This is a genomic window from Neisseria flavescens (genome assembly GCF_005221285.1).
GTDB classification, from domain to species: domain Bacteria; phylum Pseudomonadota; class Gammaproteobacteria; order Burkholderiales; family Neisseriaceae; genus Neisseria; species Neisseria flavescens.
The window spans coordinates 179,437-204,909 of record NZ_CP039886.1 but is presented as its reverse complement, the minus strand read 5'-3'; the positions used below and the strand labels follow the sequence as shown (position 1 = coordinate 204,909).

At 51.2% G+C, this 25,473-nt stretch carries 25 protein-coding genes and 2 pseudogenes; 9 read left to right on the top strand and 18 right to left on the bottom strand.

The features are described 5' to 3' along the window. Positions 1–42: 42 nt before the first annotated feature. Positions 43–771 (top strand): ribonuclease PH, encoded by a 729-nt coding sequence (gene rph / locus FAH67_RS01105; protein ID WP_039863460.1) that lies wholly within the window; start codon positions 43–45, stop codon positions 769–771. 62 nt (positions 772–833) lie between these two features. Here the strand turns inward: rph and FAH67_RS01100 are convergent, their stop codons facing one another. Then, entirely contained in the window at positions 834–1,730 is an 897-nt protein-coding gene (locus FAH67_RS01100; protein WP_112890689.1) for an IS3 family transposase, read from the bottom strand. After that, the gene (locus FAH67_RS01095) at positions 1,634–1,984 is read right to left on the bottom strand and encodes a helix-turn-helix domain-containing protein (RefSeq protein ID WP_112890781.1); all 351 of its coding nucleotides are present in this window, start codon (positions 1,982–1,984) and stop codon (positions 1,634–1,636) included. Before FAH67_RS01095 ends, FAH67_RS01100 begins: the two co-directional genes overlap by 97 nt. Positions 1,985–2,195: 211 nt before the next feature. On the opposite strand from FAH67_RS01095, the gene FAH67_RS01090 reads away from it, so the two are divergent. After that, positions 2,196–3,416 (top strand): aspartate kinase, encoded by a 1,221-nt coding sequence (locus FAH67_RS01090; protein WP_003678784.1) that lies wholly within the window; start codon positions 2,196–2,198, stop codon positions 3,414–3,416. A gap of 79 nt (positions 3,417–3,495) precedes the next feature. Here the strand turns inward: FAH67_RS01090 and FAH67_RS01085 are convergent, their stop codons facing one another. Further along, on the bottom strand, positions 3,496–3,936 hold the full coding sequence (locus FAH67_RS01085) for a DNA polymerase III subunit chi (RefSeq protein WP_003678786.1): 441 nt from the start codon (positions 3,934–3,936) through the stop codon (positions 3,496–3,498). Positions 3,937–3,973: 37 nt separating this feature from the next. Then, positions 3,974–6,460: a heavy metal translocating P-type ATPase gene (locus FAH67_RS01080; protein WP_003678788.1), complete on the bottom strand. Its 2,487-nt coding sequence runs from the start codon at positions 6,458–6,460 to the stop codon at positions 3,974–3,976. A 360-nt stretch (positions 6,461–6,820) separates the two neighbouring features. Here FAH67_RS01080 and FAH67_RS12230 point away from each other — a divergent pair, with 360 nt between their 5' ends. Beyond that, positions 6,821–6,946, top strand: coding sequence for a hypothetical protein (locus tag FAH67_RS12230; protein ID WP_003678791.1), 126 nt, complete (start codon positions 6,821–6,823; stop codon positions 6,944–6,946). A 68-nt stretch (positions 6,947–7,014) separates the two neighbouring features. On the opposite strand, the gene hflX is transcribed toward FAH67_RS12230, so the two are convergent. Genes hflX through FAH67_RS11980 form a run of 3 tightly spaced genes read right to left on the bottom strand, consistent with a single transcriptional unit; the run spans position 7,015 to position 9,440 of the window. Next, positions 7,015–8,175 carry a GTPase HflX gene (hflX, locus tag FAH67_RS01075; RefSeq protein ID WP_039863461.1) on the bottom strand — a complete coding sequence of 387 codons (1,161 nt, stop codon included), beginning with the start codon at positions 8,173–8,175 and terminating at the stop codon, positions 7,015–7,017. 44 nt (positions 8,176–8,219) lie between these two features. Further along, complete coding sequence (locus FAH67_RS11985; RefSeq protein ID WP_003678795.1) at positions 8,220–8,693, bottom strand: hypothetical protein; 474 nt, start codon at positions 8,691–8,693, stop codon at positions 8,220–8,222. 27 nt (positions 8,694–8,720) lie between these two features. Continuing rightward, positions 8,721–9,440 carry a glycosyltransferase gene (locus FAH67_RS11980; protein WP_232500788.1) on the bottom strand — a complete coding sequence of 240 codons (720 nt, stop codon included), beginning with the start codon at positions 9,438–9,440 and terminating at the stop codon, positions 8,721–8,723. A 4-nt stretch (positions 9,441–9,444) separates the two neighbouring features. Between FAH67_RS11980 and FAH67_RS12370 the strand changes: the two are divergent. Continuing rightward, positions 9,445–9,645: pseudogene (locus FAH67_RS12370) on the top strand (IS5/IS1182 family transposase); the annotation flags it as partial. Positions 9,646–9,664: 19 nt separating this feature from the next. On the opposite strand, the gene lptG reads toward FAH67_RS12370, so the two are convergent. Then, positions 9,665–10,735, bottom strand: a complete 1,071-nt coding sequence (gene lptG / locus FAH67_RS01065; RefSeq protein ID WP_003678801.1) for an LPS export ABC transporter permease LptG — start codon at positions 10,733–10,735, stop codon at positions 9,665–9,667. Then, a complete protein-coding gene (gene lptF, locus FAH67_RS01060) occupies positions 10,726–11,847 on the bottom strand; it encodes an LPS export ABC transporter permease LptF (RefSeq protein WP_003678804.1) in 1,122 nt (373 codons plus the stop codon). Before lptF ends, lptG begins: the two co-directional genes overlap by 10 nt. A gap of 180 nt (positions 11,848–12,027) precedes the next feature. Between lptF and FAH67_RS01055 the strand changes: the two genes are divergently transcribed. The 3 genes from FAH67_RS01055 (at position 12,028) to znuD (ending at position 16,517) form a co-directional block, all read left to right on the top strand. Further along, positions 12,028–13,437: a leucyl aminopeptidase gene (locus FAH67_RS01055; RefSeq protein ID WP_039863462.1), complete on the top strand. Its 1,410-nt coding sequence runs from the start codon at positions 12,028–12,030 to the stop codon at positions 13,435–13,437. A 101-nt stretch (positions 13,438–13,538) separates the two neighbouring features. After that, positions 13,539–14,021 (top strand): cupin domain-containing protein, encoded by a 483-nt coding sequence (locus FAH67_RS01050; protein ID WP_039863463.1) that lies wholly within the window; start codon positions 13,539–13,541, stop codon positions 14,019–14,021. 219 nt (positions 14,022–14,240) lie between these two features. Beyond that, complete coding sequence (znuD, locus tag FAH67_RS01045; RefSeq protein ID WP_003678809.1) at positions 14,241–16,517, top strand: TonB-dependent zinc receptor ZnuD; 2,277 nt, start codon at positions 14,241–14,243, stop codon at positions 16,515–16,517. An 84-nt stretch (positions 16,518–16,601) separates the two neighbouring features. Here znuD and FAH67_RS01040 read toward each other — a convergent pair whose 3' ends face one another. Continuing rightward, complete coding sequence (locus tag FAH67_RS01040) at positions 16,602–17,420, bottom strand: phosphatidylserine decarboxylase (protein WP_003678811.1); 819 nt, start codon at positions 17,418–17,420, stop codon at positions 16,602–16,604. A 225-nt stretch (positions 17,421–17,645) separates the two neighbouring features. Next, on the bottom strand, positions 17,646–17,915 hold the full coding sequence (locus FAH67_RS01035; protein ID WP_232500789.1) for a hypothetical protein: 270 nt from the start codon (positions 17,913–17,915) through the stop codon (positions 17,646–17,648). Positions 17,916–18,249: 334 nt separating this feature from the next. Here FAH67_RS01035 and FAH67_RS01025 point away from each other — a divergent pair, with 334 nt between their 5' ends. Then, the gene (locus tag FAH67_RS01025) at positions 18,250–18,576 is read left to right on the top strand and encodes a hypothetical protein (RefSeq protein ID WP_003678816.1); all 327 of its coding nucleotides are present in this window, start codon (positions 18,250–18,252) and stop codon (positions 18,574–18,576) included. Positions 18,577–18,749: 173 nt separating this feature from the next. Here FAH67_RS01025 and FAH67_RS01020 read toward each other — a convergent pair whose 3' ends face one another. The 6 genes from FAH67_RS01020 to lpdA form a co-directional block, all read right to left on the bottom strand. Further along, positions 18,750–19,157 carry a phage holin family protein gene (locus FAH67_RS01020; protein ID WP_039863466.1) on the bottom strand — a complete coding sequence of 136 codons (408 nt, stop codon included), beginning with the start codon at positions 19,155–19,157 and terminating at the stop codon, positions 18,750–18,752. Positions 19,158–19,266: 109 nt separating this feature from the next. Then, complete coding sequence (locus tag FAH67_RS01015) at positions 19,267–19,701, bottom strand: ElaB/YgaM/YqjD family protein (RefSeq protein WP_003678820.1); 435 nt, start codon at positions 19,699–19,701, stop codon at positions 19,267–19,269. A 192-nt stretch (positions 19,702–19,893) separates the two neighbouring features. Then, positions 19,894–20,784 carry a succinate--CoA ligase subunit alpha gene (gene sucD / locus FAH67_RS01010; protein WP_003678822.1) on the bottom strand — a complete coding sequence of 297 codons (891 nt, stop codon included), beginning with the start codon at positions 20,782–20,784 and terminating at the stop codon, positions 19,894–19,896. A gap of 10 nt (positions 20,785–20,794) precedes the next feature. After that, positions 20,795–21,961 (bottom strand): ADP-forming succinate--CoA ligase subunit beta, encoded by a 1,167-nt coding sequence (gene sucC, locus FAH67_RS01005; RefSeq protein ID WP_039863467.1) that lies wholly within the window; start codon positions 21,959–21,961, stop codon positions 20,795–20,797. 71 nt (positions 21,962–22,032) lie between these two features. Then, positions 22,033–22,320, bottom strand: a complete 288-nt coding sequence (locus FAH67_RS01000; protein WP_002213751.1) for a hypothetical protein — start codon at positions 22,318–22,320, stop codon at positions 22,033–22,035. 124 nt (positions 22,321–22,444) lie between these two features. Next, positions 22,445–23,878 (bottom strand): dihydrolipoyl dehydrogenase, encoded by a 1,434-nt coding sequence (lpdA, locus tag FAH67_RS00995; RefSeq protein ID WP_003678824.1) that lies wholly within the window; start codon positions 23,876–23,878, stop codon positions 22,445–22,447. Positions 23,879–24,083: 205 nt separating this feature from the next. On the opposite strand from lpdA, the pseudogene FAH67_RS11680 reads away from it, so the two are divergent. Beyond that, positions 24,084–24,191: pseudogene (locus FAH67_RS11680) on the top strand (IS5/IS1182 family transposase); the annotation flags it as partial. 51 nt (positions 24,192–24,242) lie between these two features. On the opposite strand, the gene odhB reads toward FAH67_RS11680, so the two are convergent. Further along, entirely contained in the window at positions 24,243–25,427 is a 1,185-nt protein-coding gene (gene odhB, locus FAH67_RS00985) for a 2-oxoglutarate dehydrogenase complex dihydrolipoyllysine-residue succinyltransferase (protein ID WP_002239635.1), read from the bottom strand. Positions 25,428–25,473: the final 46 nt, after the last annotated feature.

Below are 25,473 nucleotides of genomic sequence, written 5' to 3'. Positions count from 1 at the left end.
AATTCAAGGCAACCTGTTTTTTATTCTCCCCAAAGGACCATCATGAGCGACTACACCCGCACCGGCCGCGCCGCCGACAGCCTGCGCAACATCAAAATTACACCCAATTTCCTGCCACACGCCGACGGCTCCTGCCTTATCGAGTGCGGCAACACCAAAGTGATTTGCACTGCCTCCATCGACGAAAATGTCCCGCCCTTCTTGCGCGGTAAAGAACAAGGCTGGGTAACGGCCGAATACGGAATGTTGCCGGCCTCCACCGCCTCCCGTATGCGCCGTGAAGCCGCCGCAGGCAAACAGTCCGGCCGCACACAAGAAATCCAACGCCTAATCGGCCGCTCGCTGCGCGCCGTTGTCGATATGGAAAAACTCGGCGAACGCCAAATCCTGATTGACTGCGACGTTATCCAAGCCGACGGCGGCACACGTACCGCTTCCATTACCGGCGCCTACGTCGCCCTGCAAATCGCCGTGGACAAACTCCTTTCAGACGGCCTTATCAGCGAAAACCCCATCCGTGAAGCCGTTGCCGCCGTTTCCGCCGGCGTGGTGGGTGGTGTACCGCTTTTGGACTTGGACTATCCCGAAGATTCAGGCTGCGACAGCGACGTTAACATCATCATGACCGCATCCGGCAAAATCATCGAAATCCAAGGTACAGCCGAAGGCGCACCGTTCAGCATCGAAGAATTGGGCAAACTCATTGCCCTCGCGCATAAAGGCATTGCCGAATTGGTTCAACACCAGCAGGCCGCCCTTTTTGCCCGATAATCAGCAAGGCCGTCTGAAAACTTGAACTGGCCCCCAAATCTTGGACACTCATAAAAGCCTATTCAGGCACTCTGTGTAAGCCGGGTTCTGTATGCGACAGGACTCAGCTTTTTCAATTTCAAACTGCAACGCTCGCGGTTGTAGTAATCCATATAGTCATCTATCTGTTTCATCAATTCATCCACCGTCAATTCCCCTGCACGGTAGAAACACTCCGTCTTCAGCACCGCAAAGAAGCTTTCCATCGGTGCATTGTCCCAACAATTCGCCTTTCGCGACATGCTTTGAACCATGAAATACTCCGCAAGCAATTCCCTATACCCCGCCGTACGGTACAGCACACCTTGGTCGGAATGAAGCATCGTTCCTTTATCAGTCAGCCGGGGTGCCGCTTTTTCGAGCATTTCCTTCACCATTTCACTGTCGGCTCTGCGGCTCATGGCGTAGGCGATGATTTCGCGGTTGAACAGGTCCAAGATCGGCGAGAGGTACAGTTTGCCGTCCTTTCCTTTGAGTTCGGTCACGTCGGTCAGCCATTTTTCGTTGGGCTTTCGGGCTTTGAACCGGCGTTTGAGGAGGTGTTCCGATATTTCGCCCATGGCGGGATGGCGGTAGGCTTTTTTTGCCCGTATGAGGGCTTTCAGTCCTAGCTGCCTCATCAGCCGCGCCACTTTTTTGCGGTTCCAACCTAATGCTGCTGCAATGCGCCTTTGCCCGTAGCGTCCTTTATGCCGTTCGTAGATTTCGGCGATAAGGGCTTTGTCGGCTTCATTGGGGTCGGGTCGGTCCTGATGATGGTAGTAAAAGCTGCTTTTGGGCAGGTTTGCGATGTGCAGCAGGTATTTGAGCGGGTGTTGCGCCCTCAGTGTTTGGACGGTTTGGCTTTGTCCTTTTCGGTCTGTTTTTTGCTGAGGGCTTTTAACTCCTTTAGGTAGGCAACCTTTGCGCGCATATAGCACAACTCTTCGATAAGCTCTGCCTGTGTTTTTTCGTGGTCGGGTTTGTCGGCGATGAAGGGGTTTTTGCGGTGTTGGGGCATGGTTTTGGATTGGGGATGTTCGAGTGCGCCGATGCCGCCTTCTTGATAGGCGCGTATCCATCGTCGCAGGTTGGTTCGGGAAATGCCGTAGTGGTCTGCGGTACGCTGTTGACTGCGTATGTGCAGGTAGTGGAGTACGGCTTGGTATTTGAAGTGTAATGTATATTTGCTCATAAAAAAACTGCACCTTGTGAGTTGGAGGGGGGGTGTCCAACTTTTGGGGTGCAGTTCAAACTTTCAGACGGCCTTTTTCAACCCAACCCTTTTATGCGTATTTACTCAAAAAAGCACGTTCCATCCTTGAATTTCATGTAAAAAATAGTAATAATAACCCTTCTTCCAGCAAACCAAGCTGCCCGACAACCCCCACAAGAAAGCACGAAACATGGCGTTAATCGTACATAAATACGGCGGCACATCAGTAGGCTCGCCCGAACGCATCAAAAACGTAGCCAAACGTGTCGCCAAAGCCCGCGCCGAAGGACACGACATCGTAGTCGTCGTATCCGCCATGAGCGGTGAAACCAACCGACTGGTCGCACTGGCGCACGAAATGCAAGAGCATCCCGATCCGCGCGAACTCGACGTCGTTCTCGCTACCGGCGAACAAGTGACCATCGGTCTGCTGGCCATGGCTCTGAAAGACATCGGCGTTGATGCCAAGAGCTACACCGGCTGGCAAGTCGCCCTCCAAACCGACACTTCCCACACCAAAGCCCGCATCGAAAACATCGACGACGAAAAAATGCGTGCCGATTTGGCCGCCGGTAAAGTCGTTATCGTAGCCGGTTTCCAAGGCATCAGCAGCGAAGGCAATATCTCAACCCTCGGCCGCGGCGGTTCGGACACTTCCGCCGTTGCCATCGCCGCAGCCCTCAAAGCGGACGAATGCCAAATTTACACCGACGTGGACGGCGTTTACACCACCGACCCGCGCGTCGTACCCGAAGCGCGCCGCATGGACACGGTTACATTTGAAGAAATGATCGAACTGGCCAGCCTCGGTTCGAAAGTCTTGCAAATCCGTTCAGTAGAATTCGCCGGAAAATACAAAGTGCGCCTGCGCGTACTGAGCAGCCTGCAAGACGGCGGCAACGGCACCTTAATTACCTTTGAAGAGGACGAAAACATGGAAAGAGCTGCCGTAACCGGTATCGCATTCGATAAAAACCAAGCCCGCATCAACGTACGCGGCGTACCCGACAAACCCGGCGTTGCCTACCAAATCCTCGGCGCAGTGGCCGATGCCAACATCGAAGTCGACATGATCATCCAAAATGTCGGCAGCGAAGGCACAACCGACTTCTCCTTCACCGTTCCACGCGGTGACTACAAACAAACCATCGAACTGCTGCAACAACGCCAAGACAGCATCGGCGCCGCCTGCATCGACGGTGACGACACCGTATGCAAAGTCTCCGCAGTCGGCTTGGGTATGCGTTCACACGTCGGCGTAGCCGCCAAAATCTTCCGCACCCTCGCAGAAGAAGGCATCAACATCCAAATGATTTCAACTTCCGAAATCAAAGTATCCGTCCTGATTGACGAAAAATACATGGAACTGGCTACCCGCGTTCTGCACAAAGCATTCGACTTAGGCAACTAATTCCAGCCAGTCAAAAAGGCCGCCTGAAACTTTATTGCTTCAGACGGCCTTTTATATTAAAACTTTGCTGTTTTAAAACTCAATCCTTCCCTTCTCTCGAAAAATGCTCAATCTCAAATCCGCTCTGACGATAAGCTCGGAAACGGTCTCGGGCTTCGGCCAAATCTTCCAAGCTGTTGCCTACAATTTCGAGGATACGGTTTGGAATGGCCGGGGCTTGGCTCCAAAAATCGGCAGACAGGTTCAAAACTGTGCAATCTTGCGGAATATTCGGCAATGCGTTTCCAAACGCAAGCAATACCGGCGTTTCAGACGGCATGGGATCGGTAGGCAGCCAGACTTCATGCGGAATAAAGCTTTCGGGAATCTGCTGCCACAAATCAATGTCGAGTTGCTGTACTGCCGCAGCAGAATCCGACCACACCAAAATCTGCCCGCCATCGCGTATGGCGCGCGCAATCAGGCGGCAGGCAAAGGCAGCCTGCTGGGCGACGTGTGTATAAAAAGTGGCTTTAGGCATGGCGTATTCTTTCGTTTGAGCAATGAATTTGCTGTTTTCAGACGGCCTTTTTGGTTTTTAACAATCTCAAGGCATTGCCCAACACCAGCAGCGAGCTGAAACTCATGCCGAGCGCGGCGATCCACGGGGTAACGTAACCAAACACGGCCAATGGAACGGCAACCAGATTGTATGCGCTCGCCCAAGTCAGGTTTTGGCGGATGATTTGATGGGTGCGGCGTGCCTGTTCCATCATCACGGGCAAAACGTTCAAATCATCATTGAGCAAAACCACATCGGCACCGTCTCGCGCCACATCGGCACTCGTGGCCACGGCGGCCGATACGTCGGCTTGGGCAAGGACGGGGGCATCGTTGATACCGTCGCCGATCATCATGACTTTACGCCCTTGTTTTTGCAGATTTTCTACATAAGCCAGTTTGTCTTCAGGCGTGGCTTCGGCACGATAGGCATCCAAACCCAGCTCTTGCGCGACTTGGGCTACGGCAGCCTGACGGTCGCCGCTTAAAAGGTGCAGGCGGATGCCGTGCTGTTTCAGGTTTTGCAACATTTCAGCGGCGCTGTCTTTGATTTGGTCTTCCAGCAAAAAGGCCGTCTGAAAACCGCTTTGATTGCCCAAGAAAATAATGCCGCCTGTGTGGTCGATATGGGCAAAGGCTTCGGGCAGATTACCGGCAATTTCCGAAACAAATACCGCTTTGCCCAAAGCCCAAACTTGGGTTTTGCCGTCAAATTCGATTTGCGCGCTGACGCCGTGTCCGATACGGTTGACCCGTTGCTGCACTTTCACATCAAGCGCGGATACAGGGCCGTCTGAAAGCGTATGGTTCAAAATGGCACGGGCGATGGGGTGTTCGGATTGCTGTTCCAATGCTTGTGCGATAGCAAGGGATTGGACTTCGTTCAGACGGCCTGCGGACAACATACGGCTGACGGAGAGCTGCCCTTTGGTCAGCGTACCGGTTTTATCGAACACGACGTCGTCAATTTGGGCAAGCGTTTCCAGGCTTTGTTTGCTGCTGATGAGAATGCCGTCTTTGGCAAGTGCGCCGGTCGAAGCAGCCAGCGCGGTCGGCGTGGCGAGCGACAAGGCACACGGGCAGGTAATGACCAGCAGGGCAACGGTAATCCACAAGGCAGTGTGTGCGTCGGCATACCAAGCCCAGCCGATAAAAACGGGAATAGCAAGCAAGAGTTCGCCAAATACAAAACTGGACGCGTATTTTTCTGCCAACTCGGCGGCACGCGGTTTTTGCGCCAGCGCACGGTCGAGCAGTTTGACGATATGGGACAGGCGCGTGTTGCCGCCGGTATGGTCGGTGCGGATGATTAAAGGACTACTGGTGTTAAGCGTGCCGGCGGTTACTTTTTCAGACGGCCTTTTCACGATGGGCAGGCTTTCGCCGGTCAACATGGCTTCGTTAACTTCACTCTCGCCGGACAAAACCGTACCGTCCACCGGAATGACTTCGCCGGGTTTCACAACAATCGTATCGCCGATATTGAGGCGGACGACTGCGGCTTCCTCGATGGCTTCGCTTTCCGGATAAGCCGGAAAACGGTGGCAGAATGCCGGAACCAGTTTGACCAACCGCTCCGCCGCATCGCCGGCTTTGCGTCGGGCAATCTGTTCCATAAAACGCCCGCCCAACAGGAAAAACAGCAGCATGGCGATGGATTCAAAATACATGCCCTGCCCTGCGTTGGTAGCCAAGCTGTAAATACCGGCGATAAAGGTCATCACAATGGCAATGGCAATCGGCGTATCCATGCCGACACGGCGGTTTTTCCAGTCGCGCCATGCGCCGCGGTAAAACGGCAACGCGCTGTAAAACACAACGGGCAACACCATCAAAAAGCCGCCCCAATGCAGGATTTCCAAATAAAGCGGCTCGATGTCGCCGCCGTAAAAATAAGTTGGCAGGGCAAACATCATCGTCTGCATCATACCCAGACCGGCCACGGCCAATCTGACGATAAACTGTTTGCGTTCCTTCTGCGCCTGCACTTCGATTTTTTGCGCATCATAAGGCGCGGCGGTATAACCGGTTTGGCGGATTTTCAGCAAAATGTCCGACAATTCGATGTGGGCGCTGTCCCACACCACGCGGCAACGATGGGTACTGTAATTCAAATCCACGCGCACCACGCCCTTCATGCGCAACAACTGCTGTTCAATCAGCCACACACACGCGGCGCAGGTAATGCCGCCCAGCATCAACACCGCCTCGCGCTCATCCCCTGCGCCGACCTCGACAAAATCAGCCTGCACTTCGGGCAAATCGTACAGCTTTAATTGCGACAATACTTCCGGCGGCGGCAATTCGGATTTTTCCGCGTCTGCAGTACGCTGTTTGTAATAATTACCCAAACCTGCATCGATGATACTCTGCGCCACCGCTTGGCAACCGGCGCAGCAGGTTTCGTGTTCTTCGTCTTCAAAACGAACCGTCAGATGCAGATGTTCCGGGACTTCAAGTCCGCAATGGAAGCAGTTTTTTTGGGGATGTGTGGAAGATGTCATAATGTGTACGATTTATTTTTCAGACGGCCTGAAACAATCGTTTCAGGGGGTTACATTTTAGCAAAAAGCGTTTTTCGCCTCATTTCATTTACCTTTGAATTAATAGACTGTCGAATTTTATAAAAAACATGGAAAACAAAGTATTGACCGTTTATCATATGATGAACGGTAACATATAAATACCGTTTATCCTTAAAAACTTCCAATTATTTTAATGTAAAAATGGAACTTTTTTAAAAAATACAATACATTTTTTATTGACCTCAATCCATTTAAGCAGCATACTTTAGGCATTCCGCAAAGACAGAAATAAAAAAATACACACTTACTTATAAAACTAACTTATTGGGAAACCTCACCATGATTGATCGCCTTATGCCTATCTTCGCCGTTATCGGCATTTTGTCCAGCACCGTATACCTGAGCCTCGCCGCTTGGATGCTTTACGAAAGCGTGTTCAAAAAGAAAAGCCCTCTGTCGGCATAATCCTCGGATTTAAAATTTTACGGTAAGGCCGTCTGAATATTCAGACGGCCTTGTTTCATTCCATACCATCAATCATTTGGCTGTACGGCCAATTCAATCATCGCTTCGCGCAAACCGTCCAAGCCCAAACTTTCGGCAACGGAAACATTCACGCCGACGGCATGCCCGGAATTGTCGCGCAAAATGCCTGCTTCACGCACACCTGACGGCAGCAAATCGATTTTGTTGTACACCACCAATTGTGGAATTTCATGCGCGCCGATTTCTTCCAAGACTTCGTTGACATCGTCCATCTGCCGTTCAAAATCGGGATTGGACGCATCAACGACGTGAAGTAGCACATCCGCCATCGCCGTCTCTTCCAAAGTAGCGGAAAACGCCGACACCAGCTTGTGCGGCAAATCGCGGACGAAGCCGACGGTATCGGTCAAAATCACGCTCGCTTCGTGCGACAGGAAAAGCCGTCGCGCAGTGGTATCTAAAGTGGCGAACAACTGGTCTTTCGCCAATACGTCCGCTTTGGTCAACCGGTTGAACAGGCTGGATTTTCCGGCGTTGGTATAGCCGACAATGGCAAAGGTTTTCAGACGGCCGCTCATGCGCGATTTGCGGCGTGTGGCGCGTTGTTTGCGGACATCGGCAAGCTGTTTTTTCAATGCCGTGATTTTTTGTCCGATTAAACGGCGGTCGGTTTCCAACTGGGTTTCGCCCGGCCCTTTCAAGCCGATGCCGCCCTTTTGGCTTTGTAAATGTCCATAACCGCGCACCAGCCGTCCGCTCAAATGGTTCAGCTGGGCCAGCTCCACCTGCAACTTACCTTCCTGCGACTGGGCGCGTTTGGCGAAAATCGCCAAAATCAAACCCACTCTGTCGAGGACGCGGCATTGAAGCTCTTTTTCCAGATTACGCTCTTGCGTCGGCGTGAGTTCGTGGTTGAACACGACCAGCCCGACATCATGCTGCTTGACCACTGCCGCCAACTCTTCCGCCTTGCCCGTACCGACAAACAAAGCCGGATGCGGTTTGTCACGGCGTGAAGTTTCGATAGAAACCAAATCGCCGCCGGCCGCGCTCACCAATTCTGCCGCTTCGGTCAAGGCCGTCTGAAAGCCGCGCTCGCGCGTTTCGTTTGCGCCGGAATAGTCCGCCGTCAGCATTACGCCGACCAAGAGGACGCGTTCGGGCTGCTCCAAAGATTTATCGACGGAAAACAGATTGCGCTTGCTCAAAAAATTTCCTTTCAGACGGCCTGGCGGCTGGGTCAAAGTGCTGATTAACGGTTTTTCAAAATATCGGCAAAATATTCGGTTACTTCTGCCAAACGTCCGCCCTGCGCGGCATAAGGCTGCATCACCGCCACCAGCTGCTCCAACGCTTCACGCGTTTCGGTTTGCGCGTGTTCGCGGTAGAGCCACATATTTTGCATGGTCACCGTGGTCAATGCCTCGCGTACATTAAGCAAGAGCAAGTGTCTGCAAGACTCATAGCCTTGGCGAAAATCGCCGGCCGCATAGGCGGTAACCGACAATTCATAGTCGATGTCCAACTGATAAACATTGCTTTGGACAAAAAGAATATCGTCTGTTGGGAACGGAATGCGTTTCGCCATCAGGCCGATCGCATGGGAAATGCGGTATTTTCCTTCCTGACGCAGCATGGTTTGCGCAAGGTAGAGACACTCGGCACGGCGCGGATTGTAATCGTAGCCTGCCAACCAAGTCACCAAGGCTTCATCGCGTTTGCCCATTAATTTGTAGCACTCGCCCAGTTGTTGTTAAGAAACCGTCACTTCCTCAATCCAACCGCCCAACTCGATGCGTTTTTTAAACCATTCGCTTGCACGCTCGGGCATATCAGAATCCCAATAAGAACGCGCCGCATAAAAGGCGTAACGCGGTTTCAGCTCCTCATCTTCAGGGCTGTAAAACGCTTTTTCCAAAGAAACGGCGTCGAGCAGGTATTTGTTCGCCATATTGCTGCGTGCGCCGAAACGGCCGCTGAGAACCATATAGTCGCCATGAAGCGTGGCTTCGCTGGTATCTTGTTTGTCGGTTTCGATAAACTCGTGCAACACGCCGCGCCAGTAGAATGTTCCGTCATTGCGCAACAACAGCGGACGGTAATAAACCACGCTGCCCATGGCATTTCGCATGCGGAGGCGGTAACGGTCGGCGGTCAGCTCGGGCAATTCCAATTTGCCTTCAAAGCGGTCGTCCGCATCAAAAATCAACACATAATCGGTTTTGTCTTTTGCGTGTTTCAACGCCTGATTGCGGTTGTACGCAAAATTTTGCCAACCATCATGATGAATCTCGCCTGCGATGCTTTTTGCATCGAAAAAGTGGCGGAACACGCCGACGGTATCATCGGTCGAGCCGGTGTCGCTGATGACATAGTAGTCAAGTTTAATGTGGTCGGTGATGTTGGCCAGTGTTTCTTCGATGATTGCCGCTTCGTTTTTGACAATCATATTCAAGCAGATGGTTTGGGACATTTTCAATAGCCGCATTGGTTTGGAAAGGTATAGTGGATTAAATTTAAATCAGGACAAGGCGACGAAGCCGCAGACAGTACAGATAGTACGGCAAGGCGAGGCAACGCCGTACTGGTTTAAATTTAATCCACTATATTATTTTACTTTAGCATTTTGTTTTTTGCACACAAAATACTCAGGCCGTCTGAAGATTGCCTTTCAGACGGCCTGAAGTTTATTTTGCCTTATCTTTTTTCCTGACAGCGTATCAGATACACCGCCAACAGTGCAAACAAAACCGTCGGCAATGCACCTGCCAAAAATGGCAGCACGCCGTACAACTGGCTGGTAAAGCCGAAGAGCCTTCCGGCAAAGTGGAACAGCAAACCGAGGCAGATACCGCCGAAGAGTTTCAAGCCCATATTGCCGTGGCGCGTGGTTTGCGGCGTAAAGGCGAAGGCAACGAGCGCCATCACCCAGGCGGCGACGGGGTAAACCAATTTGCGCCACCAGGCGATGGCGTAGATTTGGGTGTTTTGGTTGTTGTTTTCGAGGTGGCTGATGTAGGTGGTCAGTTCGCCGACGGACATTTGGTCGGGTTTGACGAGCAATACGTCCATCAGGTTGCGCTTGACGGCAATCGGCCAGTTTTCTTCGGCGGCGGTGGAGACTTCGACTTTGTCTTCGCTAAGTGTGCTGCGGCGGATGTTTTTCAACTGCCAACTGCCGTCGTTGTTTAAAACGGCGGATTCGGCTTCCGTCGCCTGCGTCAGTTCGTTTTTGTCGTTGCGCGCCCAGATTTTAATGCCCAGCAGGGTATGGTCGGGCAGCATTTCGCGCACGTTGATAATGCTGTTTTTTTCTTTGAGCCAAAGGCCGGTATTGCCGGTACTGATTTTGCCGTTGATGGCGGCGGCTTTGATGTTTTCGGCTTTTTGGCTGAGGACGGGAGCGATCCATTCGCCGAGTGTGGCGGTAGCGATAGCGAAAATCAGTCCGAACTGCGACAGAATCAGTAATATTTTTTTGGTACTCATGCCGCTTGCTTTGATAACGGTCAGTTCGCTTCCTGCGGCAAGCTGGCTGAGGGAAACCAGTCCGCCGATAAGGACGGCGAGGGGCATGAGTTCGTAGGCGCGCGCGGGCATCTGCATAAGGACGTATTGCGCCATGGTTGTGCCGTTATAGCTGCCTTTGCCCAAATCGCCGACTTCGTTGATGATCTCGAAAAAGCTATACAAAGCGAGGAAGGCAAGGAGGGCGTAAACCGCCATAACCGCCATTTGGCGGATGATGTAACGTGAAATCAGGTCCATTTTCCGCCTTTCAATGTCAGACTTTTGCCAACCGCCTGCCAGAAGGGTTGGCTAGGCATACTGCGGACACGCAGCAGAACGACGGCAATCACAAACATGATGATGTGCATAGGCAGTAGTCCGAGCCAGAAATGGATTTTGCCGTCTTCCACGGCATTGCGCAGGAAGGTCAGACCGTTTTGGTAAATCAGGAAAAGCCCGATTGCGATGAGGATGTTGTAGGTGTGGCCGCTGCGCGGGTTGAAATAGGAAAGCGGCACGGCAAGCAGGCACAGCAACAAAACGCTGACGGTCAAGGAAATACGCCACATCAATTCCGCCTGATGTTGCGGGTTGCTGCTGCCGATAAGTTGGGATGTCGGGATGGTGCGGCGGTGTGAAACAGGGTCGATGAGTTTGGGCGTGGTGCTGATAATCAGGCTGAGGTTTTGGAAGGAAACGCGGTTGTAGTCGGCGCGTCCGGGCGTGCCGCTGTATCGGTAGCCGTTGCGCAGGTCGAGTGTGCGCTTGTTGTCGTTCAGCGAGAAATTACCTTCTTTGGCGAAGATAATGTTGTCGTTGCCGTTTTTGTCCTGTTCGCGCAGGAACAGGTTTTTCATGATGCCGGATTCGGTATCGAAGGTTTCGACGAAGTAAACCCTGCCGTTGCGTTTGCCCAAACTGTTGAACTCGCCTGCCTCCACCAAAGACAATTCCTGCTTCTGCTTCAGGATTTCGGCGTATTCGCGGCTGCGCAACTCTGCCCACGGCATCACCCAAAGCTGCATGACGGCAATCAAAATGGCAAACGGCACGGCAAACTGCATGACCGGGCGTATCCATTGTTTCAATGCCAATCCGCAGGAAAGCCAAACCGACATCTCGCTGTCGCGCCAGTAGCGGGTCAACACAGTCAGCGTGCTGATGAACGCGGTCAAAACCAGCAAAAGCGGCGTCATACCGATGACCCAGAAGCCGACCAATGCCAGCACGGCATCGATGGCGACACGCCCGTCGGCGGCACGTCCGAGCAAGTTGATCGCTTGCGTGGAGACCAACACCGCCAAGAGGACGACGAAAATGCCGACGGCGGTAAAAGAGAGTTCTTTGATGAAGTTTCTTTGGTAAATCATAAGATTAAGCGTGGTATACGGTTTATGGGAAACCTATATTTATTTTATGGGAAACCTATATTTATTAATAAGGCTTCAGACGGCATGACACAAATGGAGTACAATGATTTTCATCTGTTCGGACGGCTGGTCAACAGGCCGTCTGAACAACCGACAACCGTTCCAATCAGGAGAATAAACGTGAAATTTAGCACAAAAGCCGAAACTTTGCAGGCTCAGCAGACAGGTGCGCAATTATTTGTCTGCGCCGAAGCATCGCAACTGAACAACCCGACTGCCCTCGCCCTCTTCGCTTCCCTTGAAGAAGGTCAAACTTTTGCAGACACAAAAATCCCGACAGGCAACGGTTTACAAGCCATTGCCGTCGCCCGCCTCGCTAAAACCGACCGTGCCGCGCTGAACAAAGCTGCTGCCGAAGCCGCCAAATGGGCGCAAAATCAAGAAACGGTCAATGTGGACGTTCATGCCTTTGAAGAAGCGCAAGCCGCAGCCGTTGCCGAAGCGTTTGCGATTGCGTTCGGCAGTGCCGCCTACCGTTTCGACCGCTACAAAAAAGAAGCCAAACCGGCCAAATTTGCAGAAGCCGTGTTCCACAGCGCACACGAAGCTGCCGTCAAAGAAGCCTTGCGCGTCGCCGAAGCGCAAGTTTACGGACAAAACCTCTGCCGCGATTTGGGCAATGCCGCGCCCAATGAATGCACGCCCGAATTTTTAGCGCGCACCGCCAAAGCCGAAGCCGAAAAACTGGGCGCACACGCCAAAATCATTGAAAAAGACTACATCAAAGAAAACATGGGTTCGTTCTGGTCTGTCGCCAAAGGCAGCGTCGAAGATCCCTATTTGGTCGAACTGAGCTATTTCGGTGCGGCGGACAAAGAAGCCGCGCCTGTGGTATTGGTCGGCAAAGGCATTACCTTCGACACCGGCGGCATTTCCCTCAAACCTGGCCTGAACATGGACGAAATGAAGTTTGATATGTGCGGCGCGGCAACCGTCATCAGCACCTTCTGCGCCGCCGTCAAGCTGCAACTGCCGATTAACCTGATTGCCGTCGTCGCTACTTGTGAAAATATGCCTTCCGGCGCGGCAAGCAAACCGGGCGATGTCGTGAAAAGTATGAAAGGTCTGACGATTGAAGTGTTGAACACCGATGCCGAAGGCCGTCTGATTTTGTGCGACGCGCTCACTTACGCCGAACAGTTCAAACCCAAAGCCGTCATCGACGTTGCCACTCTGACCGGCGCGTGCATCATCGCCTTGGGTCATGATGTCAGCGGCGTGATGGGCAATAATCAGGATTTGGTCGACAGCCTGCTTGCCGCCTCCCGCAACGTGGACGACAAAGCATGGCAACTGCCGCTCTTTGAAAGCTATAAAGATCAGCTCAAGTCCAATTTTGCCGACATCCCCAATATCGGCACGCCCGGCGCAGGCACGATTACTGCCGCAACATTCTTGTCTTACTTTACCGAAGACTACCCGTGGGCGCACCTCGACATCGCGGGTACGGCATGGAAATCCGGCAGCGAAAAAGGCGCGACCGGCCGCCCTGTTCCTTTATTGTTAAACTATCTGCGCAATGTGAAATAAATCTTGGGGGGAAGCCTGTGGGGTTACACATTTCAACCCCGCAGGCCGTCTGAAAACGGAATCCGCATTATCTGACTCAACCTGACAAACGGAGAACCATGATGAAACCGCTATTTGCCGCATTGTCCGTCGCCCTTCTGCTCGGCACATCCATAAGCGCTCAAGCTGCCGAACAAACCACCCCCACCGACCGCAGCATCCAAGTGTACAAAAAAGCCGACTTGGCAGAATGGAACCGCGAAAACGCAGCTGGAGGCCAAGGCCCGTTGCTCGGCAGCTTTGCCTTCACGCGCCATCAAACCGCCGACCAAGACGCATTCAAAGAAATCGGCTGGCTCACATTACCGCCGGGCGCTTTCATCGGCCAACACAAACATACCGGCAATGAAGACGTTTACATCATCGTATCCGGCAAAGGCCTGTTTACCGACAGCGAAGGCAAACAAACCGAAGTCGGCGCCGGCGACATTACCATCGCCCGCCCAGGCCAGTCACATGCACTCAAAAACATCGGCAAAAAGCCGTTGGTATTCCTTGATCTGATTGCAGAGACCGCTGGCGCTAAAGCCGCCGAAACCAAGTAATGCTTTCAATGAAAGCAAACCATCTGCCATGACTTTCTGCCTTACCCAAACCAGGCTGCAGAGAGATTGTTCCATTTTCATTTAAACCCACATACAAGCTAAAGGCCGTCTGAAAACCACGCTTCGTTTTCAGACGGCCTTTTTTTCTCAAAAATCTTATCATATAAATGACGCAATGTTATATAATAACAACCTTTCAAAATATGATGAGAAACTAAAATGACACAAACTACACTCAAACCCATTGTTTTATCAATTCTTTTAATCAACACACCCCTCCTCGCCCAAGCGCATGAAACCGAGCAGTCTGTTGACTTGGACGAGGTTACCGTCGTCGGCAAAAGCCGTCCGCGCGCCACATCCGGGCTGTTGCACACTTCGACCGCTTCCGACAAAATCCTCTCCGGCGATACCTTGCGCCAAAAAGCCGTCAACTTGGGTGATGCTTTAGACGGCGTTCCGGGCATCCACGCTTCGCAATACGGCGGCGGCGCGTCCGCTCCCGTCATTCGCGGTCAAACGGGTAGGCGGATTAAAGTGTTGAACCATCACGGCGAAACAGGCGATATGGCGGATTTTTCGCCCGATCACGCCATTATGGTAGATACCGCCTTGTCGCAACAGGTTGAAATCCTGCGCGGGCCGGTTACGCTTTTATATAGTTCGGGCAATGTGGCGGGGCTGATTGATGTTGCCGACGGCAAAATCCCCGAAAAAATGCCTGAAAACGGAGTATCGGGCGAACTGGGGCTGCGTTTGAGCAGCGGCAATCTGGAAAAACTCACGTCCGGCGGCATCAATATCGGCTTGGGCAACAACTTCGTGCTGCATACCGAAGGCTTGTACCGCAAATCGGGCGATTACGCCGTACCGCGTTACCGCAATCTGAAACGACTGCCCGACAGCCATGCCGATTCCAAAACAGGCAGCATCGGGCTGTCTTGGGTAGGCGAAAAAGGCTTTATCGGCGTAGCGTACAGCGACCGTCGCGACCAATACGGTCTGCCTGCCCACAGCCACGAATACGATGATTGCCACGCCGACATCATCTGGCAAAAGAGCTTGATTAACAAACGCTATTTGCAGCTTTATCCGCACCTGTTGACCGAAGAAGACATCGATTACGACAATCCGGGCTTGAGCTGCGGCTTCCACGACGACGATAATGCACACGCACACACCCACAACGGCAGACCGTGGATAGACCTGCGCAACAAACGCTACGAACTCCGCGCCGAATGGAAGCAACCGTTCCCCGGTTTTGAAGCCCTGCGCGTACATCTGAACCGCAACGACTACCGCCACGACGAAAAAGCAGGCGATGCGGTGGAAAACTTCTTCAAAAACAAAACGCAAAACGCCCGCATCGAGTTGCGCCACCAACCCATAGGCCGTCTGAAAGGCAGCTGGGGCGTTCAATATTTACAACAAAAATCCAGTGCTTTATCTGCCACATCCGAAGCGGTCAAACAACCGATGCTGCTTGACAACAAAGTGCAACATTACAGCTTTTTCGGTGTAGAACAGGCAAACTGGGACAACTTCACGCTTGAAGGCGGCGTACGCGTGGAAAAACAAAAAGCCTCCATCCGGTACGACAAAGCATTGATTGATCGGGAAAACTACTACAACCACCCCCTGCCCGACCTCGGCGCGCACCGCCAAACCGCCCGCTCGTTCGCACTTTCGGGCAACTGGTATTTCACGCCGCAACACAAACTCAGCCTGACCGCCTCCCATCAGGAACGCCTGCCGTCAACGCAAGAGCTGTACGCACACGGCAAACACGTTGCCACCAACACTTTTGAAGTCGGCAACAAACACCTCAACAAAGAGCGTTCCAACAATATCGAACTCGCGCTGGGCTACGAAGGCGACCGCTGGCAATACAATCTGGCACTCTACCGCAACCGTTTCGGCAACTACATTTACGCCCAAACCTTAAACGATGGACGCGGCCCCAAATCCATCGAAGACGACAGCGAAATGAAGCTCGTGCGCTACAACCAATCCGGTGCGGACTTCTACGGCGCGGAAGGCGAAATCTACTTCAAGCCCACACCGCGCTACCGCATCGGCGTTTCCGGCGACTATGTACGAGGCCGTCTGAAAAACCTGCCATCCCTGCCCGGCAGGGGGGATGGCAACGACAAGCGTCCCTTCATCGCACAAGCCGACCAGAACGCGCCCCGCGTTCCGGCTGCGCGCCTCGGCTTCCACCTGAAAGCCTCGCTGACCGAACGTATCGATGCCAATTTGGACTACTACCGCGTGTTCGCCCAAAACAAACTCGCCCGCTACGAAACGCGTACGCCTGGACACCATATGCTCAACCTCGGCGCAAACTACCGCCGCAATACGCGCTATGGCGAGTGGAATTGGTATGTCAAAGCCGACAACCTGCTCAACCAATCCGTTTACGCCCACAGCAGCTTCCTCTCTGATACGCCGCAAATGGGTCGCAGCTTTACCGGCGGCGTGAACGTGAAGTTTTAAAATCGGACAGGCAAACAAAAAAGGTTTTCAGACGGCCGTCTGAAAACCTTTTTCTTGTTTTAACCAATCATTTAAAACTGACTATTAATCTTTCAACACATCTTGCACAGCCGCTTGAATCTTAGCCGCCGCCGCTTCGATTTGCTGCTGTTCGGTAGATTGGTTTGCCACTGTCTCAACCGGAGCAGCTTGAGAAACCGGAGTCGCTTGTGAAGCTGGTGCAGCGGCTTTAGGCTCAGATTCAGTTTGCGGCGCAGTCAGCGGCAAACGCGCCAATACAGTGCTGACGCCGGTAACTTTATCGCCAATCGCCACTTGCGCCTGCGCATCGACAGGCAGATACATATCCACGCGCGAGCCAAAGCGGATGAAGCCATAGCGTTCACCGCGAGACAGTTTCGCACCTGCTTGGGTGTAGCACAAAATACGGCGCGCCACCAAACCGGCCACTTGAACAAAAGTAATTTCACGACCAGAAGCCGTAGTCGCCAACACCGCATTGCGTTCGTTTTCCGTGCTGGCTTTGTCCAAATCCGCATTCACGAATTTGCCTTTGTTATAGACCACTTTCGTTACCGTACAATCGGCAGGCGATTTTTGCGAATGCACGTTGAACACGTTCATAAAAATACTGATTTTCAAAGCATCGACATCACGATACGGATCGCGTGCGCGCTCAACCACCACGATACGGCCGTCAACCGGGCTCAACACCGCTTCAGGATTTTGCGGAATCTCACGCGCAGGGTCGCGGAAAAACTGCAATGCAAATACGGTAAACACCCAAAACGGCAAAGACCACCAACCGCAGCACATCGACACCAGCAGGCTCAAAGCCAAACCGCCGCCGATAATCGGCCAGCCCTCACGGGCGATAATCGGGTGGGGATACAAACGGTTCATCACTTATCCTTTATTTAATAATTTCAAAATTGCCGCCATTATATCTGAAACTCCAAACATTGAGGCCGTCTGAAATGTTCAGACGGCCGGTGTCTTTTGTAAAAAATACTCAACATAAATAAAGCTTCAGTTGCGGCAACACAATGACGCAGCGTCCTCAACAAGCGGTTCACACTCTCCAACAACACGCCGCAAATATCATTTTGACCAAACCTCAGCCCTCGGTTATCTCGACAAGCCCAGCATGACCGCCAATACCAGCCAAATCCAATGCCGACGGCGCGATGTAGAAAACAAAGCGCGTTGAGACAGCAAACGCGTTTGGCTCAACTGATACGCCATATCGGCCAACATCACCAAGCAATTAGTCTGCCGAGCATTACTTTCTTCCGCTTTACGCAGTTTCAAATTTTCCGCTTCAATCCGCAGCCGCACCAGCTTGGCTTCCAAAAGCAGCAGCTCGCGCGCTTCCTCATACTCCTGTTGCTTCATCATCCGCATCCTTGTCTATCTCACCGCGCAAATACGCAATATCCGATCGAATATCCTGCAAGGTCTCAGCCACGCGACTGCCCTGCTCCCGATAATCTGCCGATACTGTTTAAAATAATACAGTATAATCAACAGTTTCATAAAAATAGCTAAAAATATCCTCAAAGCCACCAGATTTGACAATGCTATTTTAATTATCTCTTTTCAGGAAAACATAAGGATTAAATAAAAGAAGATGTAACTGCCCTTAAAAATTAAAAGTTTGAGAGTCTTTTTCCAATAATAAATAACAGCTCGAAATCTTCTGCTACCATAATACTCAAAGGAGGAAACCAGAATGAATAATGCTAAATTAGTGATTCCAAATTGTAATGAGTTTATGTCTATTTATGGGTTTGATTGCGAAATAGATGATGTTATTCAGACCGTTAAGTTTGTTAACGGTGATGAGCGAGTTACTTTGAGCTTTGATCTGACAGTAAATTCTGTCAAACTCTTGTTTTACAGAAAAGATTGTATTGTCATTGATCTTTATCTAGAAGATCTGTCGGAGCTATATTTGGATGAAAATGGTAATTCTCTATCATTTAAATTTTCCAACAGCCTTCATATAATGATAAATTTCTATCCACAAATCAATATTATTGGAACTGCCCTGCTATAGATAACCAGAACAAATCTTTCTTTACTGATTATTCGAGGGCAACCCCTTATCATTAGATAGCAAGTGCCTAATCAAGGTTTCAAGAGTATCTTAAAAGCTACGAGAATATTTTTATGTCTATCTATGACGGCATTTGCAATAAAATTGACATGTTCTAATATTCTTAGAAAACTCTATGTCCTTGTTGCTTCATCGTCCGCACCCTTGTCTATCTCACCGCGCAAATACGCAATGTCCGATCGAATATCCTGCAAGGTTTCAGCCACGCGGCTGCCCTGCTCCCGATAATCTGCCGATACTTTGCGGAACAATACGGCAATAATCAGCAGGCTCACAAAGAAAATGCCGAAAAATACCCACAAAGCGGCGACATCCGACAGCACGCGGTTCAATCCGAACAGCAAACCGACCAAGCCCACCATCAACAGCGCGCCGGACAATACCAACCAAATCGCCAACCGGAACACATTCTCCGCCTGACGCGTCAAATCCAAGCTCAATACCTGCAAACGCAGCAGCAGCAAATCCGCGCCCTGATTCAACAAAGCCTTGCCATGTTCAAAACGCTGGCGAATTCCCATCTCGATTATCCTTTTTCTCAGGAAACATAAGGCTAAGGCCGTCTGCACGGCGCAATGAAATCCATGATTTCATGTGCACGCCTGTTCAGACGGCCTTAACATATTCACATTAACGGCGGTTCAACAACACACCGACAACCAAACCGGCCAATGCAGCAAAACCCATCGCATAGTATGGTTTTTCATGCACCACTTCATCAGCGTGTTTGGCACCGCGTTTCAAACGCGCACCTGCATCGGCTTCAAATTCGGCAAAACGCTCTTTGCCTTCTTTAAAACGCTCCTGAGCCGCTTCTTCAAACTGCTCGTATTTTTCACGCGCACGCTCGGCATGATGGCGCAGACGCTCGCCGGCCTCTTCTTCAAAACGACTCAAACGCTCTTTGGCCACAGCCAATTTTTCTTCCAATTTGGCCCGGGCTTTGCCGCCCTCTTCCGAACCGGCTTCAACCCCATTGCGGTACAACTCTTCCACATCATCCATTACTTCTCGGATGTCTTTCAGCAAAGCCTCGCGACGTGCTTCAAAATCGTGTTTTTTCATGCTTTTCTCCTTGATATAGGTTGATATGGTTACAGACTGTTTATCTGTTAATAAATTATAACCGTTTATTCCAAAATAAACGTTAATTTAAATAAAATTAAGTGCTTATTCTGAAAACAAGCAAATGGAATTTAAAAAAGGCCGTCTGAAAACTTCAGACGGCCTTTTCAACTCAGCTTAAAGACCTAAGTCTTATGCCAAACCTTTTGCTTTCAACACTTCCAGCATCGTCGTGCCCAATTCGGCAGGGCTGCGGGTGTAAGCGATACCGGCTTTTTCAAACGCGGCGAATTTTTCTTCGGCAGTACCTTTGCCGCCGGAAATAATCGCACCGGCGTGTCCCATACGTTTGCCTTTAGGAGCGGTAACGCCGGCGATGTAGCCGACAACAGGTTTGGTTACATTGGATTGGATGTATTCGGCTGCTTCTTCTTCCGCAGTACCACCGATTTCACCAATCATGATGATGGCGTCGGTATCTGGGTCTTCTTGGAAGAGTTTCAGTGCGTCGATTTGGTTCATACCAGGAATCGGGTCGCCGCCTATACCGATACAGGTTGATTGACCCAAGCCCAGTTTGGTGGTTTGTGCCACAGCTTCGTAAGTCAATGTACCGGAGCGGGAAATAATACCGATGCGGCCAGGTTGGTGGATGTGGCCCGGCATAATGCCGATTTTGCACTCGCCCGGAGTAATCACGCCCGGGCAGTTAGGGCCGACCAAACGTGTGCCGTTGCCGTTGGTTTCCAAGTAACGTTTGGCTTTGAGCATGTCCAGAGTAGGCACGCCTTCGGTAATCACAACGACCAAGCCTACGCCTGAATCAACGGCTTCAACGATAGAATCCAAAACAAACGGAGCGGGAACGTAAATTACAGATGCGTCCGCGCCGGTTTCTTTAACGGCTTCTTTCATGGTGTTGAACACAGGCAGGTTCAGGTGGGTTTGACCGCCTTTGCCCGGGGTAACGCCGCCGACAACTTTAGTGCCGTAAGCCAGAGCTTGTTCGGAGTGGAAAGTACCGTTTTTACCGGTGAAACCTTGAACCAATACTTTGGTGTCTTTATTAATCAATACGCTCATTCTTTTCTCCTTAGGCGTTTACGGCTGCAACAATTTTTTCGGCTGCGTCATTCAGGCCGTCTGCAGAAGTCAGTTTCAGACCTGATTCGTTCAGGATTTTCGCGCCGAGTTCGGCGTTGTTACCTTCCAAACGAACAACGACAGGAACGTTGACGTTGATTTCTTTAACGGCTGCCACGATGGCTTCCGCAATCATGTCGCAACGTACGATACCGCCGAAGATGTTGATCAATACGCCTTTAACGGATTTGTCTTCCAGAATCAGTTTGAACGCTTCAACCACGCGGTCTTTGGTTGCGCCGCCGCCGACGTCCAAGAAGTTGGCAGGTTGGCCGCCTTTGAGTTTGATGATGTCCATAGTGGCCATCGCCAAACCGGCACCGTTAACCATACAGCCGATGTTGCCTTCCAGGGCAACATAGTTCAGGTCGAATTCAGAAGCTTTCAGCTCACGTTCGTTTTCTTGAGATTTGTCGCGCAAAGCGGCAATTTTCGGCAGGCGGTAGAGCGCGTTGCTGTCGATACCGATTTTGCCGTCCACGCAAGCCAGTGCGCCGTTTTCTCGAACTGCCAGTGGGTTTACTTCAAACAGTGCGAAGTCGTTTTCGACAAACGCTTTGTACGCGCCAGTCATCAGTTTGACGAACTCGTTGATTTGTTTGTCTTTCAAGCCCAGTTGGAAGGCAACTTCGCGAGCTTGGCAAGGTTGCAGGCCGACCAGCGGATCAACGGTTACTTTGAAGATTTTTTCAGGAGTTTCGGCAGCAACTTTTTCAATTTCCACGCCGCCTTCGGTAGAAGCCATGAATGTAACGCGGCGGGTAGAACGGTCAACCACTGCGCCCAAGTACAGCTCGGTTTGAACCGGATACATGTCTTCGCAAACCAAAACGCTGTTGACAGGTTGGCCGTTGGCATCGGTTTGGTAAGTTACCAAGTTGGTGCCAATCAGGCTTTCAGCCACTTCTTTAGCTTCTTCGCGGCTTTTAACGACTTTTACGCCGCCCGCTTTACCGCGGCCGCCGGCGTGTACTTGTGCTTTGACAACAGCGAATTTGCCGCCCAATTTATCGTAAGCTGCAGCGGCTTCTTCGCCGTTGTGTGCCAAAATACCGCCTTGTACGGGCAAACCGTAGCTAGCCAGCAGTTCTTTAGCCTGATACTCGTGTAAATTCATGGATTTCTCCTTAAGGTGAGTGGGTTTTAGGAATCGCCCTGCGGGCAATCCCATATTTTCAGACGGCCCTACTATTTACTGAAGGGCAACCACATCCGCGCCAGCAGATACATGGCTGCACCGCCTCCCCCGAGAATAAAAAAGACAATGCCTTTTTTACGCGAATTCGGGCAAAGCAGATAAACGGCAAGGCTGAAACTGATAAACAACAATGCCACGCGCCAAACCAATTCTTTATCTTTGAAACGGTTGAGCGTATAAGTTTCGGTCATCATCACATACATCTGCCACAATGCGGCCATACACATGCTGATGATGCCCATCGGTATAAAGAAAATACCGACTATTTCTTTGTTCATAATGAATGTAAATGCTGTTTGTTTGTCTGACGGAATTATAAATCAGAAAACGAAGCTCTCGGAACATTCAATTTGTCGAAGGCCTTAAGGCCGTCTGAAAAGTTTCAGACGGCCTTAATGTCTATCAACCGTGCAAAGCGCGTTTGTCGGCCGCCAATGCAGCTTCGTGAACCACTTCGGACAAGGTTGGGTGGGCATGGATAATGCGGGCGATGTCTTCGCTGCTGGCGAAGAATTCGAGCGCAGTCACGCCTTCGGTAACCAATTCGCTGACAACCGGGCCAATCATGTGTACGCCCAAGATACGGTCGGTTTTGGCATCTGCCAATACTTTAACCGTACCTTTGGCTTTGCCCATGGCCAATGCGCGACCATTCGCACCGAAACCTGAAGTACCTTTTTTGTACTCCACGCCTTCGGCTTTGAGCTGCTCTTCGGTTTTACCCACCCAAGCGATTTCAGGGTCGGTGTAAATCACAAACGGTACGTTGTTGAAGTCGATATGCGGTTTTTGACCGGCAATGCGCTCGGCAACGGCAACACCTTCGTCGCTGGCTTTGTGTGCCAACATCGGGCCGCGAACCACGTCACCGATTGCCCATACATTAGGCAGGTTGGTACGGCATTCGCCATCTACTTTGATAAAGCCGCGCTCGTCTTTTTCCAAGCCTACGGCTTCGGCGTTCAGGCCTTTGGTGTTTGGAATACGGCCGATGGCAACAATCAGTTTGTCGAATACTTCGGTTTTGGCTTCGCCGGCAGCAGTTTCGTAAGCAACAGAAACGCCTTTGCCTTCAGATTTGATGTCGCCGATTTTCACACCCAATTCAATGCTCAAGCCTTGCTCTTTGGTAAAGTATTTGAAGGCTTCTTTGGCGATTTGTTGGTCGGCGGCAGCCAAGAAGGTCGGCGCAGCTTCAAGAATGGTAACTTCTGCACCCACGCGGTTCCATACGGAACCCATTTCCAAACCAATCACGCCGGAACCGATCACGCCGAGTTTGGCAGGTACTTCGATCAGGTTCAATGCGCCTTCGTTGTCCAATACGTTCACATTGTCGATAGTGACTTGTGGCAGCGGACGCGGTACGGAACCGGTGGCTACGATGACGTGTTTGGCTTCGATAACGGTTTTCTCGCCTTTGTTATCGACTTCGATTTGATAAGCATCGCCATTTTTACCGGCAAAGGAAGCCGTACCGAACAGGCTGGTTACTTTATTTTTTTGAAACAGGAATTTCACGCCGCCGGTCAGTTTGGTCACGATGGCATCTTTGCGCTCAATCATTTTGGCCGCGTCGAATTTTACGTCGCCGACAGTGATACCGTGTTCGGCAAAATCGTGTTGCGCGGCGTGGAAATGTTCGCTGGATTGCAACAGGGCTTTGGAAGGAATACAGCCTACGTTCAAGCAAGTACCGCCCAATGCAGGGGCATTGCCTGCTTTGTTAACGCCTGCATCGACACAGGCAGTTTTGAAACCCAGTTGCGCGGCACGGATAGCGGCAACGTATCCGCCCGGGCCTGCACCAATCACTACTACATCATATTGAGACATCGTGTCATCCTTTGCTTTTGGCAGTATCTCAAAATAAAAACGATACTTTTTGTTTCTTTTTTATTTTGAATGACTGCGTTTTGATGGTTTTAAGAAAAGGCCGTCTGAAAGTCTATATCTGTCGATTCATTCGAATCAAATGTTTCAGACGGCCTCAATCGTTCGTTGAGCCTATTGTAGCACGATACTACATTACGCTACATCTAAATATAGTGGATTAAATTTAAATCAGGACAAGGCGACGAAGCCGCAGACAGTACAGATAGTACGGCAAGGCGAGGCAACGCCGTACTGGTTTAAATTTAATCCACTATAAAAATTCAGACGGCCTTTTCATTAACAAATAAAAGGCCGTCTGAAACGATTACAGATCCAACAACAGGCGGGCTGGGTCTTCCAACGCGTCTTTAATGGCTACCAAGGTCAATACAGCTTCGCGACCGTCAATGATACGGTGGTCGTAAGACAGAGCCAGATACATCATTGGACGGACAACAACTTGACCGTTTTCAACCACAGCGCGCTCTTTAGTGGCGTGCATACCCAAAATCGCAGATTGAGGTGGGTTGATGATCGGGGTAGACATCATAGAACCGAAAGTACCGCCGTTGGTAATACTGAATGTACCGCCGGTCAGATCTTCGATAGCGATTTTGCCGTCTTTGGCTTTTTTCGCGTAATCAACAATTGCTTGTTCGATGTCGGCAATGCTCATTTGGTCGGCATCACGCAGAATTGGCACAACCAAACCGCGTGGGCTGCCAATTGCGATACCGATGTCGAAGTAGCCGTGGTACACGATGTCTTTGCCGTCAACAGAAGCATTCACAACCGGATATTTTTTCAGGGCGGCAACAGCGGCTTTAACGAAGAAGGACATAAAGCCCAGTTTTACGCCGTGTTCTTTCTCGAATTTTTCTTTGTACTTCGCACGCAAGTCCATGATCGGTTTCATGTTGACTTCGTTGAATGTAGTCAAAATGGCGTTTTCTTGTTGAGAAGCCAGGAGACGTTCTGCAACACGGGCACGCAGGCGGCTCATCGGTACGCGTTCTTCAGGACGTGCGCCGGCAGGCAGTGCAACGGCAGGAGCAGCGGCTGCGGCAGGTTTGGCAGCGGCATTTTGTACGTCTTCTTTCAATACGCGACCGTCACGGCCGGAACCTTGCAATGCGTTCACGTCAACACCGGTCTCGGCAGCCAGTTTGGCGGCAGCAGGCATAGCGGCGTTGTTTTGTGCAGCATCAGGAGCGGCGGCGGCTGGGGTAGCTTCGGCAGGCGCGGCGGCTGGGGCTTCAGCAGCGGCAGTAGCAGCGGTATCGATGCGTGCTAAAACTTGGTCGGCAACAACGGTTTCACCGTCTTGCGCTACGATTTCAACCAATACGCCGGCTTGTGGAGAAGGTACTTCCAAAACCACTTTGTCCGTTTCGATATCGATCAGGATTTCGTCACGGGCAACTGCTTCGCCAACTTTTTTCTTCCATTCCAAGAGCGTGCCTTCAGATACGCTTTCAGACAGCATAGGTACTTTTACATCAATAATCATTTTGTGTCTCCAATGGCCCTTTCAGACGGCCTGTTGTGTGTTTTTC

What these genes read in the sequence shown, in the direction of transcription:
- rph (WP_039863460.1), top strand. Translation starts at nt 43, where the DNA reads ATGAGCGACTACACCCGCACCGGCCGCGCCGCCGACAGCCTGCGCAAC.
- FAH67_RS01095 (WP_112890781.1), bottom strand. Translation starts at nt 1,984, where the DNA reads ATGAGCAAATATACATTACACTTCAAATACCAAGCCGTACTCCACTAC.
- FAH67_RS01090 (WP_003678784.1), top strand. Translation starts at nt 2,196, where the DNA reads ATGGCGTTAATCGTACATAAATACGGCGGCACATCAGTAGGCTCGCCC.
- FAH67_RS01085 (WP_003678786.1), bottom strand. Translation starts at nt 3,936, where the DNA reads ATGCCTAAAGCCACTTTTTATACACACGTCGCCCAGCAGGCTGCCTTT.
- FAH67_RS01080 (WP_003678788.1), bottom strand. Translation starts at nt 6,460, where the DNA reads ATGACATCTTCCACACATCCCCAAAAAAACTGCTTCCATTGCGGACTT.
- FAH67_RS12230 (WP_003678791.1), top strand. Translation starts at nt 6,821, where the DNA reads ATGATTGATCGCCTTATGCCTATCTTCGCCGTTATCGGCATTTTGTCC.
- FAH67_RS11985 (WP_003678795.1), bottom strand. Translation starts at nt 8,693, where the DNA reads ATGGGCAAACGCGATGAAGCCTTGGTGACTTGGTTGGCAGGCTACGAT.
- FAH67_RS11980 (WP_232500788.1), bottom strand. Translation starts at nt 9,440, where the DNA reads ATGTCCCAAACCATCTGCTTGAATATGATTGTCAAAAACGAAGCGGCA.
- lptG (WP_003678801.1), bottom strand. Translation starts at nt 10,735, where the DNA reads ATGGACCTGATTTCACGTTACATCATCCGCCAAATGGCGGTTATGGCG.
- lptF (WP_003678804.1), bottom strand. Translation starts at nt 11,847, where the DNA reads ATGATTTACCAAAGAAACTTCATCAAAGAACTCTCTTTTACCGCCGTC.
- FAH67_RS01050 (WP_039863463.1), top strand. Translation starts at nt 13,539, where the DNA reads ATGAAACCGCTATTTGCCGCATTGTCCGTCGCCCTTCTGCTCGGCACA.
- znuD (WP_003678809.1), top strand. Translation starts at nt 14,241, where the DNA reads ATGACACAAACTACACTCAAACCCATTGTTTTATCAATTCTTTTAATC.
- FAH67_RS01040 (WP_003678811.1), bottom strand. Translation starts at nt 17,420, where the DNA reads ATGAACCGTTTGTATCCCCACCCGATTATCGCCCGTGAGGGCTGGCCG.
- FAH67_RS01035 (WP_232500789.1), bottom strand. Translation starts at nt 17,915, where the DNA reads ATGATGAAGCAACAGGAGTATGAGGAAGCGCGCGAGCTGCTGCTTTTG.
- FAH67_RS01025 (WP_003678816.1), top strand. Translation starts at nt 18,250, where the DNA reads ATGAATAATGCTAAATTAGTGATTCCAAATTGTAATGAGTTTATGTCT.
- FAH67_RS01020 (WP_039863466.1), bottom strand. Translation starts at nt 19,157, where the DNA reads ATGGGAATTCGCCAGCGTTTTGAACATGGCAAGGCTTTGTTGAATCAG.
- FAH67_RS01015 (WP_003678820.1), bottom strand. Translation starts at nt 19,701, where the DNA reads ATGAAAAAACACGATTTTGAAGCACGTCGCGAGGCTTTGCTGAAAGAC.
- sucD (WP_003678822.1), bottom strand. Translation starts at nt 20,784, where the DNA reads ATGAGCGTATTGATTAATAAAGACACCAAAGTATTGGTTCAAGGTTTC.
- sucC (WP_039863467.1), bottom strand. Translation starts at nt 21,961, where the DNA reads ATGAATTTACACGAGTATCAGGCTAAAGAACTGCTGGCTAGCTACGGT.
- FAH67_RS01000 (WP_002213751.1), bottom strand. Translation starts at nt 22,320, where the DNA reads ATGAACAAAGAAATAGTCGGTATTTTCTTTATACCGATGGGCATCATC.
- lpdA (WP_003678824.1), bottom strand. Translation starts at nt 23,878, where the DNA reads ATGTCTCAATATGATGTAGTAGTGATTGGTGCAGGCCCGGGCGGATAC.
- odhB (WP_002239635.1), bottom strand. Translation starts at nt 25,427, where the DNA reads ATGATTATTGATGTAAAAGTACCTATGCTGTCTGAAAGCGTATCTGAA.